A 15416-nucleotide genomic window follows, 5' to 3' on the forward strand; every position below is an offset into this window, starting at 1 on the left:
GAGAGCATCAGAAATAGGCGCGGGTGTTGGCGTGCACCCGCTGGCTGAAACGCAGTTCATCCTCCGGCCACCAACGGTATTGCTGGTGTTGTCCCGCAGGCGGCTGCAGGGTTTCGTCGCCGGCCAGCTCCAGGCAGTAGCTGAGCACCACATAGTGGGTGTCCGGCCCAGCCCCGGCGTTGGCAAACACACTGTCATCGTAGAAATGCTCGAACACCCCCAGCAGCCGGGCAGTCGCGCGCTCGAAGGGGCGCCCCAGTTCATCCTGGGTGATGCGTCGGAAGGCGCCGTCCAGGCTTTCGTTTTTCTGGATGCGCCCACCGGGCACGAACCAGAAGCCGTAGGCCGGTCGATTCACACGCAGACCGAGCAAAACATCGCCACGACGGTTGCGTACCACCAAGTCGATCGCCACCAGGGGCGTCGACGCTACGACCGTTTGGAAGGTCGGTAAATCAAGCCACATACCCGTCAGACCTGTGCCAGAAAACGTTGCAGAATGCGTTCCTTGTCGAGGAACTCCTTGGCGTAGTTCAACGCCACACTATTGCGCGCAGGCAATGCCAGAACCTGCTCGATCCCGGCGTTCAGCGCCGCGAGCGATTCCGGTTCGATCAACACCGCAATGCCCGGGTGCTCCTCGCACAGGCGGCCGAGGGTGGTGCCGGGGTCGGCGGTGATAATTGCATGACCGCCCACCGCCAGAATGTTGGTGAGCTTGGACGGCAAGACGGAATCGGCCACCCCACGTTTCTGGATCACCAGGTGCCCGTCAGCCGAGGCCAGCAGCGCGGGTAAATCCTCGTAAGCCTGCAAGGGCGCGAACAGCACATTGCGCAGGCCTTCGTTGTGTACACGCTCAAGCAAACGCGCCTTGCCAGTGCCCTGGCCGACAATCAGGAACACCACCTCCGTACGATCGACGTGGGCCCGCGCCGCATCCAGAATCAGCTCCAGGCCTTGCTTCTCACCGATATTGCCGGCGTACAACAGCACCTTGGCGCCCGGCGGCACACCCAAGCGTTCCAGCAACGCGCGGTTGTGCGGCACCTGGCGAAAACGCGCAGTCTCCGACCAGTTGGGAAAAAACATCAGCCGCTTGCTGTTCACGCCTTTGCCACGGGCCTTGTCGAGCATGCCGCTGGAAATCGTCGAGACCCGATCAAAGCGCCGCAACAGCCAGCGCTCGATGCCGAACGCCAAGCGTCGCAGCAGCGAGCCGCCGCCAATGCCCAGGCCAAACATCGCATCCACTTCATAATCCTGGATATGCAGCACCGAGCGCGCGCCACTCAGCTTGGCCAGCAGCAGCGCCTGGGGCGCACAAAACAGCGTGGGCACCACCAGGATCACCAGGTCCGGCTTCCACCGCAGTTGCCCCAGGACCGCCAGGCACGAGCTGGCGGAAAAGCTCACCAGGTGCAGCAGGCGCGTCAGCGCCGTGGGCTGGCGCGGCACATACAGCGGGCAGCGAATCACGGTGACGCCGGCGTCCTGCTCGGTGCGAAAACGCCACGGCGAATAGCCCTCGCCCACCTGCCACTGCGGGTAATACGGCGGTGCGGTCACCACGCGCACTGCATGCCCTTGCGCCGCCAGCCAGCGCGCCTGTTCCCCGCTGTATTTGCCGATGCCGGTCAGCTCCGGGCTGTAATTGATGCCATACAGAAGGATCTTCATCACTGGCCCCGAGGCTGTTCGAGTGCGGCGAGGTAAGCGTTGTAGGCATCGCGCAGGCCCTCTTCCAACGGCACGTAGGCTTCCCAACCGAGGGCGTTGATACGGCTTACATCCAGCAACTTGCGCGGCGCGCCGTCGGGCTTGCTCGCGTCGAAGCGCAAGCGCCCCCGGAACCCGGTGACCCGCACCAGCGCCTCTGCCAGCTCGGCGATGGTGCAATCCACGCCAGTGCCGACGTTCAGGTGCGAGCGCATCGGCTGGGTCTGCTCGCGATAGCGCGCGGCGTCGAGTTCCATCACGTGCACGCTGGCCGCCGCCATATCGTCCACATGCAAAAATTCACGGCGCGGGCGGCCGCTGCCCCAGATCACCACCTCGTCATCACCGCGCTGGGTCGCCTCATGAAAACGTCGCAACAAGGCTGCAATCACGTGGCTGTTCTCCGGGTGATAGTTATCACCCGGCCCATACAGGTTGGTCGGCATCACGCTGCGGTAATCGCGCCCGTGCTGGCGGTTGTAGCTCTCGCACAGCTTGATCCCGGCAATCTTGGCCACCGCGTAGGGCTCGTTGGTGGGCTCCAGCGCGCCGTCCAGCAACACCGCCTCGATCATCGGCTGCGGCGCATGCACCGGGTAGATGCACGATGAGCCAAGGAACAACAGGTGCTGCACGCCGTGGCTGTGGGCGGCGTTTATCACGTTGGCCTGGATCATCAGGTTCTGGTAAATGAAATCGGCCGGGTACGTGGCGTTGGCGTGAATCCCGCCGACCTTGGCGGCCGCCAGGTACACCTGGTCCACACGGTGCCCGGCGAAGTACGCCTGCACCGCCGCCGAGTCGAGCAGGTCCAGTTCATCGCGGCCAGCGGTAAGGATCTGCGTATACCCCAGCGCCCACAGCCTGCGAACAATGGCCGAACCGACCATGCCGCGATGGCCGGCGACAAAGATCCGTGCATCAAGATCGCGTGCCATGCTCAGTTCTCCACGGCAATCGGTGCGTCGTGCCCATGCAGGCGCAGCAGGGCGTGACGCTGGGCGACCTTGAGGTCTTCGCGGACCATTTCGGCACACATTTCCTGCGCACTGATCTCAGGCACCCAACCTAAAGAGCGCTTGGCCTTGGACGGGTCGCCGAGCAGCGTCTCCACCTCTGCCGGGCGGAAGTAACGCGGGTCCACCCGCACAATCACATCCCCCACCAGGATGCCAGGGGCCAGGTCGCCGTCGATCTGCTCGACCACCGCCACCTCCTCCACGCCTTCGCCGACAAAACGTAACTGCAGCCCCAACTCCGCCGCCGACCAGCGAATAAAGTCGCGCACCGAATACTGCACGCCGGTGGCAATCACAAAGTCTTCCGGGCGGTCCTGCTGAAGCATCATCCACTGCATGCGCACGTAGTCCTTGGCGTGGCCCCAGTCACGCAGGGCATCCATGTTGCCCATGTACAGGCACTGTTCCAGACCCAAGGCGATGTTAGTCAGCGCACGGGTGATCTTGCGTGTCACGAAGGTTTCACCACGGCGCGGCGACTCGTGGTTGAACAGGATGCCGTTGCAGGCATACAGGCCGTAGGCCTCGCGGAAGTTCACGGTGATCCAGTAGGCGTACAGCTTGGCCACCGCATAGGGCGAGCGCGGGTAGAACGGCGTGGTTTCCTTTTGCGGGGTTTCCTGTACCAGGCCGTATAACTCGGAGGTCGAAGCCTGGTAGAACCGGGTCTTCTTTTCCAGGCCCAGCAGGCGGATCGCTTCGAGGATGCGCAGGGTGCCCAAGGCATCCACATCAGCGGTGTATTCCGGCGAATCAAAGCTCACGGCCACATGGGATTGCGCGCCGAGGTTGTAGATTTCGTCGGGCTGGATCTGCTGGATGATGCGCGTCAGGTTGGACGAATCGGCCAGGTCGCCGTAGTGCAGGATCAGGTTTTTATGCAGGGCCTGGGGGTCCTGGTAAATGTGATCGATGCGCTGGGTATTGAACGACGATGAACGTCGCTTGAGACCGTGCACGGTATAGCCTTTTTCCAGCAGCAGTTCCGCCAGGTACGAGCCATCCTGACCGGTAATCCCGGTAATAAGCGCGACTTTGTTCATGTCTGTCTCCCGATTGATAGGCGAGCGAAGGCCGACACCCAAACTTGGGTGTTTGTTAAAAACGGTCAGTTACTTCGGTGTGGGCAGGTTCAAGTTATGTCCGGTCAACTTTGAAAGTTCGCGGACAATGGCTTCCTTATCGTTTAAATGCGCAATCGCGGTTTCCAGCTCGAGCACTTTCGCGCCCACCAGAAAGCGGTACCAGTAACCCTGGAGCAGGTGATAGACCAGGCCGCTGCGGCCATCGAGAAACCCCAGTTGAATGATGTAGCGCCACAAGAAATACGCCGTCGAGCTCAGGGTGAACGGCACGCGGTTATACAGGCGGTTCTTGATCAGCCGCTTGGCCTTGGCCTGGAACGAACTCTGCCCCGTATGCACTTCATCGCGGATCGCGAACAACCCGAGCCGTGCGTTGAGCACTTCAATGGCTTCACGGGTGGCGTACTGGTTGTGCTTGTGGGTGAAGAAGGTCAGGTCATGCAGGTTATGGTCGGCAAACCCGCCTTCCAGCGTGATGGTGCGGCCCTCGGCCACCGAGATGTGCTCGTCCATCCAACGGTCTTCCATGCGCCCCAGGCCCGTGCGCCACAGCCGCAGCATCTTCAGGGGGTAGCGGCCGCCATGGCGTACCCAGCGGCCCATGAAAATATGCTTGCGCTTGAAGTTGATGCCGGTGATGTCGCTGGCCAATGTCGGCAGGCGGGAGTTGATCGCGGCGGCGAGGTCGGCCTCGATAATTTCGTCGGCGTCCAGGCGCATCGTCCAGTTGCCGGTGATCGGTAAGTTGTCCAACGCCCACTGGAACTGCTTGGCCTGGTTGATGAACGCGTGCTGCACCACCCGCGCGCCGTGGCGTCGGGCGATGTCGCAGGTGTCGTCGCTGGAGAATGAATCCACCACCAGCACTTCATCGCTGAAGGCGCGCACCGAGTCGATGGCCCGGGCGATGTGCAGGCTTTCGTTGTAGGTGAGGATGATGACGCTGATGGTTTCACGGCTCATGGCATCACCGCCTGAAGGTGCTGGGTACGCTCGCCGATTTGCCGGGCCGGATGCCCGGCGTGCACGGTCCATGGCTGCACGATGCTCTTGATCACCAAAGTGCGAGCCCCCACCACCACGCCATCCGCCACACTGACACCCAAGGTGATAAACGCCTCGGCACACACCCACACGTGCTCCCCCAGCACGATGGGTTTTGCATACAGCTGAAAGTTCTTGCTGTTGTAGTCGTGGGAGCCGCCACATAAATGGGCCCCCTGGGAAATCACGCTGTAGCGCCCGATGCGAATCAACGCCATGTTGTACAGGGTGGTGCCGTCGGCAATACCGACATGGTCACCCAGCTCCAGATTCCAGGGTGCCCAGACCTTTGCCCGTGGATACACGTGCACCCCCTTGCCCAGCCGTGCGCCGAACAACCTGAGCAGGAAGGCCCTCCAGGCATGACACGGGCGTGGGCTGGTGCGAAACAGCAACACATACACCATGTTCCAGAGCTGACGGCGCAACCGATGGCCCAGGGAGAATGACGGTGAGTGATGCGGATCATTACCTTGGAGAATCATGGGAAACACTCCCGCACTATCTCCAGCAGGCGCTGTGCACCCCGCCGGATATGGAAGCGCTCGGTAAAACACACCTTGGCTCGCTGGGACATCTGCGCGTAACCGGGCGCATCCAGCTGCAACCAGCGTTGCAGGTTTTGCAGGGCGCCCGCCGCCGTGTCGTCGCTGACAAACCCTACGGCGTCTTTCTCGATTTCACGCCAGATATTCACCTTGTTACTGATCAGCACGGGCTTGCCGCACGCCAGCGCCTCAGCCACGACCACGCCGAAATTCTCCTGGTGCGAAGGCAGGCAAAACACCTCGGCGGCGTAGAACGCGCCCCACTTCGCGGCGCCCTGCAGCATGCCGGGCCACGTTACGCGATCAGCGATACCCAATTGCACAGCCTGCGCCTGCAGCGCCTGCACCCAACCCCCTTGGTCAGGGCCAGCCATCACCAAGTGCAAACGCGCGTCCTGCCCGGCCACCTGAGCAAAGGCCTGCAACAGGTGATCGCAGCCCTTTTTCTCGTGGATACGGCTCAGGAACAACACCACCCGCTTGCCCTTGAGCTGCGGATGCTCAGTGACGAAGTCGTGGGCCAGGCGCGCATCGTCGAGCGGTGGGCTGGAAGTACCGTAGGCCGTAATCGTTTCGTTGGCGCGATAGAGCCAAAACGACTCGCGTGCACGGATCCGCTCTTCTTCACTGGTGAACACCACGCGCCGCGCATCCCGCAGCACCCGGTATTCGCCCCACGGCCAGTACAACCATTTCTTCAAATGCTTGAGTGGGTAAGCGTGCTTGAACCAGGGATCCAGCATGCCGTGGGTGTACACGATGTACGGTCGGCCCAGCTTGTTAAGCACCTGGCGGGCAACAAAGCCGTGGTACTGCCACAGACCGTTGATGATGAAAAAATCATAGTCACGCGCGTGCTGTTCCAGCCATGGGCGAATGTTGCCGTTCAGCCCGTACCCAAACCGGCTTGGCCCCATGAAATGCACGGTGCCGGGATAGTCGACAGCGAACGCGCCGTCCAGCGTCAGCACATCCACGCGATGCCCGTCCTGGGTGAGCAGCGTGTCGATTTCCCGAGCCGCGTTGATGGGCCCGCCTTTTTCCGGTTTAACCGAAGAGATGATTCTAAGTAACTTCAAGTGCTGTCGTCCGCTGATGCGTTGAGTTGATTCAGGTTTTCTTGCAGGCCGCGAGGATCAGGCAGGCGTAGAGCACGCCAAACGCCAGGAACGTGCCCTGCATGGTCATTACCCCGTTGAACAAAATCGGCGCCAGGAAGCCGCACAGCAGCAACGGGACACCCGTGCCTTGCCTGACCAACGCCTTGTAGGACCTGAGCAGCAGCCAGAGCAGGACGAATACCCTGAACAGGATGAACATCAGCCCTGCGGGAAGGCCCATTTCGAGCACGATTCGTGACCATTCATCTTCGGCCAATAGAAACCCCGCGCCCTGCTCTCGCCCTGCGCGCAGGATTGTCGAAGCCGCGTTGGTGCCTGAACCAATGCCATGCCCCCACAGGGGTGCGTCGTCGACCACACGGGTGAAGGCATACAGGCTGGAGAACGCGCGAGTGACCGGCGAGCCTTCGCTGGCAACCGCGCTGCGGTTTCGCTCCACCAGCACCTGGTAGCTGTCGGTGGACATGAAGATCAGCAGGCTGACGAATAACGCAGCTGCCAGGAAAAACAACGACAGCAGGTTACGTTGCGACTTCTTGATCAAGGCGACCATCAGCGCGGCCAGCAGCACAATTGCCGCGTACGCATAGATGGCCCTGGACCCCGTGAGGAAGCACATCACCGCCACCGAAGCCGCCGACACGCCGAAGAGCACATAACGCCGCGCAAACACCGCACGGAACAAGGCCTTGTCAAAAATCGCCGCCACCAGGAACGCAAAGCACGCCGACACATACACGACGTGCCCGGCGGTAAAGGTAAAGGTGCCGTAAGGCCTGACGACGCCGTCGGCAATCATGAAGATGAAGTCATCATCGCCAATGCCCTTGTTCACGTAAGCCTGTGGCCCGGACGAATATTGCAGCACCACCAGCACGCTGATCGGGATCGCCGCGAACAATGTGATCCGGGCAAAACGGTAAACATCCGTCAGCCTGATCGTCTTGCCGGCGACAAATATCAGCGGGAAATACAGCAGGTAATTGCGCACCCCATACCCGTAGATGACGAAGCCTTCGGGACGGGTCAACAAAAACGCCGACACCAGCACGAAGAACACCAGCACCAGCACGACGAAGTAAGCCGACACCAGGTTTTTCGAGAAAAAGCCGAACCGGTAGGCGCACCAATAGATGTAAAGGACGATCGGGTCCTTGATGAAATAGATGGCCGAGCTGAGGCCCGGCATCACCCACTTGCGCAAGATCCCTTCGAACAGGATGAACAGGTAGATGAGCACGAACGCACTGACCACACGGACCCGGTAGCGCTCACGCAGGCTGACCGTGTCAGGACTGGCAAAGGATTGCATCCATCACCCCCTTGGCGTAGCTCTCCCACGTCGTACCACCGGCAGACAACACCGCGTTGCGCTTCAACCCGTTGAGTTTTTCCTTGTCCTGCGCCAGTTCCACCAGACGGTGGGCGATGGCTTCGGCGGACCGGATCGGCACCACATAACCATTGACGCCATCGACGACCAGGTCCGCCGCGCCACAGTTCTGCGACACGATGACCGCCGTCCCCATGGACAGCGCTTCACCGACGACCAGGCCGAACGCTTCGGCGAGTGACGGCAGGACCAGTACATCCGCCTCCTGCAAGTGCCGGATGACCTCATCGTGGGACGCAGAACTGAACCACTGGTACTTCTTCAGTTCACTATTGAGCGCCTGGTTGCGACCGTTGGCGTAGTCTGCGCCGATCACGGTGACATCCAGGGCAACGCTGCTCGCGGCAAGGCTCAGTGCGTCGAAAAAATACGAGATGCCCTTTTGCTGGGTCAGCGCACCGACATAAATCACTTTCAACCGCGCGCCTGGCCGGGCATTCACCTCATGGCGCAGCATCGGCGCCGGGGCACCGTAGGGTGTTATCGCAACTTTGTCGGCGGCAATGCCGTAATCGCCCAAGGTTCGCTTGGCAAACGTGCTCGCCACAATGATGCGGTCCGCCAACGCCAGCTCAGCGGTCTGTTTGCGTACCGTGTCGTCACTGATGTTCGGAATGCTTGCCCGCCAGGCCGGGTTGGCCTCGCGCTCATGGTCAAGCACCCTGCACGCGTAGGCGATAGAGCCGAAGGCGGCCTCATAATTGAGGGCGATGCCTCCAATGTCCCGAGCCGCGCTGAACAGGCCCAGGCACTTGCCGTCATAACCGTACACCTGGCTGGGTTTGCGCGGTGCCCTGTGCAGGAAGTTGGCGCTGGCCTGGTCAATGTGGTTGTACACATTTTCCGGGCAAAATATTCCGATGTTGCGCTGCGTGAAGCGGTACCACTTCAGCTTGTCGCAGAGTACGCGCGGCACATCGTAGCGCGGGTAGCTGTGCAGCAAAGCGCCGTCGACCTGATCAAACGTGCGCCGCAAACACTCCTTGCCCACGACTGGTAGGCGGCAGAGCAACGAGTCCTTATGCAGGGCCAACGAGGTATGAAAGGAATGCAGCAGCTGCCGTTGATTCAAGGCGCGTAGCAATGCACGGACATTCTGATTACCGACGGGATGAGCGACCAGGATCATCTTATTTGCCCATCCAGGCTTCGACGACAGCACTTGACCGGACCGGGCTGTAGGTAAACGTACGCGTCGCACGCAAGCGGATGACCCGCGCCGGATTACCCGCCACGACGGTGTACGGCTCCACATTGCGGCCGACCACACTGCCCGCGCCTACGACGGCACCTTCGCCAATCGTCACCCCCGGCAGGATCATCGCGTCGGTGGCGATCCATGCGTAATCGCCGATCACAACGGGTGCCACCTTCAGCCGCCACGCGGGATCGTCCAGGTCATGGGTGCCCGTCAGGATCCGCACCCCCTCATTAATCGCCACATGCGCCCCGACCCGGACGGGTGCATGCAATTGGATAACCGTGCGCTTGCCAATAAAGCTGCCGGTGCCGACGCTGAAACGCGCCACGGCACCTTCGAACTCCACCGCGTTGATCATCACCAACGATCCCAGGGTGGCGCCCTGTCGGCGCAAGGCACGTTGAAGGTGATGGGCCTTGAGCAATCGGCCCAGCAGCAGTAAGCGCTTGGCCAGGTACCTGAGCCCAGCCGGCTTCAGCAGGCTGACTTTCAATCGATGGTGGACCAGGTGATTAATCAGCACGGGCCATCCTCCTTTCGAGACGATGAAAACCGCGCTTGGCGAAGCAGAACAGCACCCCTTCGGTAGCGACCAGCACATAGCAGACGCCGAGCAACCCATAGTCCGGCGCCAGGCAAAATACCGCCAGGCTGCTGGCGACCGACACCAGCATGAACACCACGGCAAATGACGAATAGGACGCCGTCGCCATCAAGGCGACCCAATAGACCTGCCAGGCCACGTGGGTCAGCGCACCGATAATCAGCACCAGCATGATGCTGGAGGAGTAGTCGTCTTTGCGGCCCGACCACAGATCAAAAATCGTCCCGCCAAATAGCACCACCAACGCACCCATCACACAGGCAATGGGCAATGAGAATTTCAAGGCATACCGGATCATTTTCCTGACCAACTGGTTGTCACCGATGGAGAATGCATAGGAAATTTCCGGCCAGAGGGACTGGTTCACCACCGTCGAGAACTGCACCAGCACCCGCGAAATGGTCCGGTACAAGCCGAATATCGCCGCGTGGGCCGGAGACAGCAGCACCGACAACAGAATGATCAGCCCCTGCACGTTCAGCGCCAGGCCAATGGGAAAGGCCAGCGACGCAAGTGACGGTTTGATCAAGGTCACGAACGCGCGCCTGCCGATCGCTGACGGGTTGAAACCCAAGGTGACGCCCAATCGATTGGCGATCAGGTTCTTGCTCACGATGCCAACCGAACGGACGCCCAGCAGCATCAGGCTGGTGGCGACCAGGCTCTGGGTGAGGTAGGCACACGACAAGGCGGCCGACCACTCCAGCATGCGGATAACGTTCATGATGAATGACGACAATGGCAGGGCTTTACAGGCCCGGTAGCGGATCGAGATCATGTTCGTAAACAGGCAAAGCAGCGAATAGCCCGTCAGGGCCGAGAGGATCAGCACCCCCTCACCGCTCCTGATCGACGTGAGATTGAGCAGGCTGAACAGATCAAAAAAAGCCAGCGACCCCACGGCCAGCAACAACACGCTGAGCCCCGCCAGCAGCAAAAACGCAAAGCTGGTGCTGTAGACCGCACGCGCGACCTTCAACCGCCCTCGTTCATGCCAGATCACCACCTTGCTCGATGCCGCCGTGGTCACTCCCAGGTCGGACAGCGCCAGATAGGTCGGAATCGCGGACAGCACAACCCACTCGCTGTAGGCGCCAAAGCCCCAACTGGCAATCAGCACCGGGACACTCACCAACTGGATCAGCAGGTTCACCACCTGGCCAAACGAATTGGCGCCAATGCCGCTGACGATTCTTTTAAGCACGCTCATGGGAAGACCTATACCGAGTTGAGAGGTCGCCCGATGGATACGTAGTGAATACCTTTCTTCAGCACACTGGCGGGGTCGAACAAGTTGCGCCCGTCGAAGATCAGCGGCTGCTTGAGCTGCTGCTGGATCACGGTGAAATCCGGTGCCTTGAAGACTTGCCACTCGGTGACGATCAGCAAGGCGTCGGCGCCTTTCAGGCAGGCTTCCTTGGTGCCGCACAGGCGCAGGTCATCGCGGTCGCCATAAATGCGCTGGGTTTCCTCCATGGCTTCCGGATCAAAGGCTTGCACCTTGGCCCCCGCACGCCAAAGGGCTTCCATCAATACGCGGCTTGGCGCCTCGCGCATGTCATCGGTGTTGGGCTTGAAACTGAGCCCCCAGAGCGCGAATGTCTTACCCGCCAGCTCGCCGTTGAAGTGCGTGGATATTTTGTTGAACACGCTGTGTTTCTGTTCAACGTTGCGCCGCTCCACCGCCTTGAGCAGCGTGGCATCGAAGTCGATGGTCTCGGCCGTCTGGATCAGCGCCTGGACATCCTTCGGGAAGCACGACCCGCCGTACCCCGCCCCCGCATAGAGAAAGTGATAGCCGATACGCGGATCGGAACCGATCCCCTGACGTACCATCTCGATGTCGGCACCCAATCTCTCGGCCAGGTTGGCCATCTCGTTCATGAAGCTGATCTTGGTGGCGAGCAGGCAATTGGCAGCGTACTTGGTCAACTCAGCGCTGCGCACGTCCATCACAATGATCTTTTCGTGGTTGCGATTGAACGGCGCATAGAGCTCGCGCATCACCGCTTCGGCATGCCGGCTGGCAGTGCCGATGACAATACGGTCCGGCCTGATGCAGTCAGCCACCGCGCAGCCTTCCTTGAGAAATTCCGGGTTGGACACGACGTCAAAGGCCAAGTCGGCGCGCTCACGCACGGCGAGCATGGCGGCAATGCGCGCACTGACTTTGTCGGCCGTACCTACGGGAACCGTGGACTTGTCGATGATGGTCAGCGGGGCCTGCATATGCTGCCCGATGGTCTCGGCCACCGTCAGCACATACTTCAAGTCGGCCGAACCGTCTTCATCCGGTGGTGTGCCCACGGCGATAAACTGCACTTCGCCGTGCTTGACCGCAGCCACGGCGTCGGTGGTGAAATTCAAGCGACCGGCCGCATGGTTTTCCCTGACAAGGGTCTCCAGGCCTGGCTCATAAATCGGGATGTGCCCCTGCTTAAGGCGTTCGACCCGATGCGCATCGATATCGACACACAGCACGTCGTGACCGACTTCAGCGAGTACCGCCCCCTGGACCAGCCCTACATAACCAATGCCAAAAACGGTGACTTTCATAGCGTTTCTCTTTGAACCTGCGGCCAGTGGTAGACGTGCTGCGCGTTGGACTGCAATTGCCTGCCATCCAAGATCAAACGCTGTCTGAGGTGTACTCGTAGTGGTAATAGCTGTAGGCGCCGTACCCGTACTTGGCGGATGAGCGTTTCTCAATGCCGTTGAAAATCGCGCCTTTAAGCTCAATCCCATTCTGCTGATAACGACGCATCGTCAATTCCACCTCCCGCACCGAGTTCAGCTCGAAGCGGGCCACGATCAAATTGGTACCGGATTGGCGTCCGACGATGGTTGCATCGGTGACGGCGAGAAACGGTGGCGTATCGAGGATCACCAGGTCATACAGGGCGCTGACGTGCTCCAGGAATTCGCTGAAGTTGGCATGCATCAGCAGCTCCGATGGGTTCGGGGGTATCCGCCCACGCGCAAGGACGTGAAGGTTCTCTACCTTCGTGGGATGGATCACGGCACCGAGCTCACAGCGCTTGGCCAGGAGGTCGGACAGCCCGTCCTCAGCCGGAATACCAAAGACCTTGTGCAAGTAGCCTTTGCGCATGTCCACATCCACCAACAGCACTCGCTGTCCCGAATGAGCCACCACCGCTGCCAGGTTCGACGAGACGAAGGTCTTGCCAACCTGCGGGCTGGGCCCGGAAATCATCAGGCGGTTGTTACCGGCTTCCAACATGGCGAAATGCAGACTCGTGCGCAGGCTGCGCAGCCCTTCAATGGCAAGGTCCGTTGGGTTGCTGAGCGCAAGCAACTGCGTAGCACCGGGCTTGCTGGTACGAACGAGCTTCTGGTCCATGTCTTTCTGGATCGCACTGAACGGGATCGCTGCGTAGACCGGCAAGCCGAGTTTTTCCAGTTCATTGGGGTTGGATACGCCGCGGTTGAGCGCTTTGCGAAACAGCACCAGTGCAATCGCGACAAAGGCACCGAGCAGCGTGGCGATCACGACAATCAAGGCTTTTTGCGGCCTGATCGGGTTCCTCAAGTCGACATCGGCCGTGTCGATCAGGCGCACATTGCCGACCGTGCCGGCGCGCATCACATCCAATTCCTGATACTTGTTCAGTAACTGCGTGTAGATCTCGGTGCTGACTTTCAGGTCTCGGGTCAGGCTCAGCAACTCTTGCTGAGTGGTGGGCAGGCTCTCGACCTTCTTGGCCAGCTCATTCTGACGTGCAGTGAGCTCTGCCAATTGTGTCAGCAGTGCCCGATACACCGGGTGCTGGGGGGTGAATTTTCGTTCGATCTCGGCCTGCTGCATCTTGAGTTCCGAGATGCTCGCGTCCAGTGCGACGATCTGGTCAAGAATCGCCTTGGCCTCGAGGCTGATATCGATGGTTTTGTTGCGGATCTGAAACTTATTCAGCGCTGTCTCAGCCTGCTCGACATCCTTGCGTACCTGCGGCAACTGATCCTTGAGAAAGGCCAGGCTCTGGGCAGCCTCTGCGGACGTGCGGTCGATATTCTGGCGCACATAGATACGCGCCACCTCATTGAGCACTTGAATGGCCGCCGCAGGCCGGGTGCTTTCCAGCGCCAGGCCGATAATTCCCGATTCCTTGCCGCGCTCCGCCACATCGAGCAACTTCTGGTAGCGCAGAATGCTGGTGAGCCGCGGTGAACGGATTACGCTGAATTGCGCGCCAGGGTTGGCTTGAAGTACCTCGACCTTGAGCTTGATGCCATCGCTTTCGTAATAACGACCCACCTGCCCTGTCAGCAACACCGTGTCGTCCTGGTCTGACAGGGTAAAGCTGTCGCCGCTACCGGCCGTCAGGGTCAGTGCCTGGCCCAACAGGTCGGCAGGCAGGTGCAACTGCGAAAATCTCAGCTCTTCGCCGCCCCAGCCGTAGCTGGACAGTCCGAGCCATGGGCTAGCGACCGCCTGCGCCTGCGCGGGTTTGAAGCGCCGAGCCATGAAGTCGCCGATCAATGGAAAGCGCTTGGGCTTCACTTCAAGATCGAGATTGAGGTTGTCGACAGCGGTGCCAATGGTAATTCGCGAACGGATCAGTTCGACTTCCGTGACCGTGGGCGACTCCTTGCCGAGCAGGCTGCCGACGTCAGAAAAACCCAGCATGTCGCTTTTCTTCGGCTCCACCTGAACCAGCGCAGTCGCCTGGTAAATAGGAGGCGTCAACACGGCGTAGGCCGCCCCCAACGCCATAAACGCAATACTGATGCCACCGATCAGCCACTTATGGTCCAGTAAAGTGCCCAACAACAGCATGAAGTCGAGATCAGTTTCTTCGCCGTTGTGCGACGCGATTGCGGGTGCTGATTGCATAAGTCAGTTCTTTTTTCTAACCAATAGTCAAGGAATGGCACAGGGTGCAAGACGCCCGGCTCCATGCACGTTTAACGGCTTCACTCAATACACAAACTCTCACTCGAGCCTGCCCAACAATATTCCTAACTATTCAACGCCAACGGATCCCTTAGAGTATCCAACCGCCTCCACGCACACTTAACTAACTAAGCGTTGTGCCCATGCCTGAGTGGCTTGTTCTATCAACGCATACGCGTGAACAAAGGCCGGCTTGCCTTGACGATAAGGGTCCATGATCTCTCGGTTGTATTGCCATTTACCCAGCAGGAACACCTTGCCCCGAGCCTCCGGAGCGAGGCTGAGCACCTCGTCGATATGCCGCTGTTCCATCACCAGGACAAGGTCCGCGTCACTCACCGCATCGCTCGTCAGTTGACGCGCCCGGTGTGCGCCAGGCGCATGACCGTGCTCGGCAAGCACCAGTGAAGCCGTAGGCTCCAAAGGACTATCACGCAACGCGGCGAGCCCCGCCGAACTCACTTCTATGGCGGAGGACGCAAGCGCATTGCGCAGTAACTTTTCTGCCGTGGGGCTGCGACAAATATTGCCGACGCACACAATCAAAATCCTATTGAACAAGGCAACCTCCCACGCGCCGTACTGTATTAACCCGGTAGTAAAAGGGATGACCTTACTTCAAGCAGCGAGGCGATTATGATCACAAGCCCACGACTTCGACTACCCATCGAGACAGACGAAAAATAACAAAAGTGTATTAACCGACTAAAAATAACATTCCATTACTTTTCCCTTTTCGCATAATAAAGTGCCGCCTGAGAGCAACAACG

The 15416-nt window shown here is 60.0% G+C and carries 14 protein-coding genes; all 14 read right to left on the reverse strand.

Going from position 1 to position 15416, the window contains the following annotated elements:
* Window positions 1–7: 7 nt before the first annotated feature.
* The 14 genes from AC3ZU9_RS12845 to AC3ZU9_RS12910 all read right to left on the reverse strand — a co-directional run bounded on the left by AC3ZU9_RS12845 (window position 8) and on the right by AC3ZU9_RS12910 (window position 15207).
* Complete coding sequence (locus tag AC3ZU9_RS12845) at window positions 8–466, reverse strand: GDP-mannose mannosyl hydrolase (protein ID WP_046034676.1); 459 nt, start codon at window positions 464–466, stop codon at window positions 8–10.
* A gap of 5 nt (window positions 467–471) precedes the next feature.
* On the reverse strand, window positions 472–1680 hold the full coding sequence (locus AC3ZU9_RS12850) for a glycosyltransferase WbuB (RefSeq protein WP_012724813.1): 1209 nt from the start codon (window positions 1678–1680) through the stop codon (window positions 472–474).
* Window positions 1680–2657 (reverse strand): GDP-L-fucose synthase, encoded by a 978-nt coding sequence (gene fcl / locus AC3ZU9_RS12855; protein ID WP_012724814.1) that lies wholly within the window; start codon window positions 2655–2657, stop codon window positions 1680–1682. The genes AC3ZU9_RS12850 and fcl overlap by 1 nt, the downstream gene beginning before the upstream one ends.
* 2 nt (window positions 2658–2659) lie before the next feature.
* A complete protein-coding gene (gene gmd, locus AC3ZU9_RS12860) occupies window positions 2660–3781 on the reverse strand; it encodes a GDP-mannose 4,6-dehydratase (protein WP_012724815.1) in 1122 nt (373 codons plus the stop codon).
* A 69-nt stretch (window positions 3782–3850) separates the two neighbouring features.
* Entirely contained in the window at window positions 3851–4786 is a 936-nt protein-coding gene (locus tag AC3ZU9_RS12865; protein ID WP_122811131.1) for a glycosyltransferase family 2 protein, read from the reverse strand.
* On the reverse strand, window positions 4783–5352 hold the full coding sequence (locus AC3ZU9_RS12870; RefSeq protein WP_490090814.1) for an LbetaH domain-containing protein: 570 nt from the start codon (window positions 5350–5352) through the stop codon (window positions 4783–4785). The genes AC3ZU9_RS12865 and AC3ZU9_RS12870 overlap by 4 nt, the downstream gene beginning before the upstream one ends.
* A complete protein-coding gene (locus AC3ZU9_RS12875) occupies window positions 5349–6494 on the reverse strand; it encodes a glycosyltransferase (RefSeq protein WP_012724818.1) in 1146 nt (381 codons plus the stop codon). The genes AC3ZU9_RS12870 and AC3ZU9_RS12875 overlap by 4 nt, the downstream gene beginning before the upstream one ends.
* Window positions 6495–6525: 31 nt before the next feature.
* On the reverse strand, window positions 6526–7848 hold the full coding sequence (locus AC3ZU9_RS12880; RefSeq protein ID WP_012724819.1) for an O-antigen ligase family protein: 1323 nt from the start codon (window positions 7846–7848) through the stop codon (window positions 6526–6528).
* The gene (locus tag AC3ZU9_RS12885; RefSeq protein WP_012724820.1) at window positions 7826–9058 is read right to left on the reverse strand and encodes a glycosyltransferase family 4 protein; all 1233 of its coding nucleotides are present in this window, start codon (window positions 9056–9058) and stop codon (window positions 7826–7828) included. Before AC3ZU9_RS12885 ends, AC3ZU9_RS12880 begins: the two co-directional genes overlap by 23 nt.
* Before the next feature lies 1 nt (window position 9059).
* Complete coding sequence (locus AC3ZU9_RS12890; protein WP_490090815.1) at window positions 9060–9653, reverse strand: acyltransferase; 594 nt, start codon at window positions 9651–9653, stop codon at window positions 9060–9062.
* Window positions 9643–10944, reverse strand: a complete 1302-nt coding sequence (locus AC3ZU9_RS12895) for a lipopolysaccharide biosynthesis protein (protein WP_093541640.1) — start codon at window positions 10942–10944, stop codon at window positions 9643–9645. Before AC3ZU9_RS12895 ends, AC3ZU9_RS12890 begins: the two co-directional genes overlap by 11 nt.
* Before the next feature lie 8 nt (window positions 10945–10952).
* Window positions 10953–12290 (reverse strand): UDP-glucose dehydrogenase family protein, encoded by a 1338-nt coding sequence (locus AC3ZU9_RS12900; protein WP_122811129.1) that lies wholly within the window; start codon window positions 12288–12290, stop codon window positions 10953–10955.
* 73 nt (window positions 12291–12363) lie between these two features.
* Window positions 12364–14586 (reverse strand): polysaccharide biosynthesis tyrosine autokinase, encoded by a 2223-nt coding sequence (locus tag AC3ZU9_RS12905; protein ID WP_490090816.1) that lies wholly within the window; start codon window positions 14584–14586, stop codon window positions 12364–12366.
* A 180-nt stretch (window positions 14587–14766) separates the two neighbouring features.
* Window positions 14767–15207, reverse strand: a complete 441-nt coding sequence (locus tag AC3ZU9_RS12910) for a low molecular weight protein-tyrosine-phosphatase (RefSeq protein WP_102060807.1) — start codon at window positions 15205–15207, stop codon at window positions 14767–14769.
* Window positions 15208–15416: the final 209 nt, after the last annotated feature.

Source organism: Pseudomonas sp. A39, assembly GCF_058145955.1.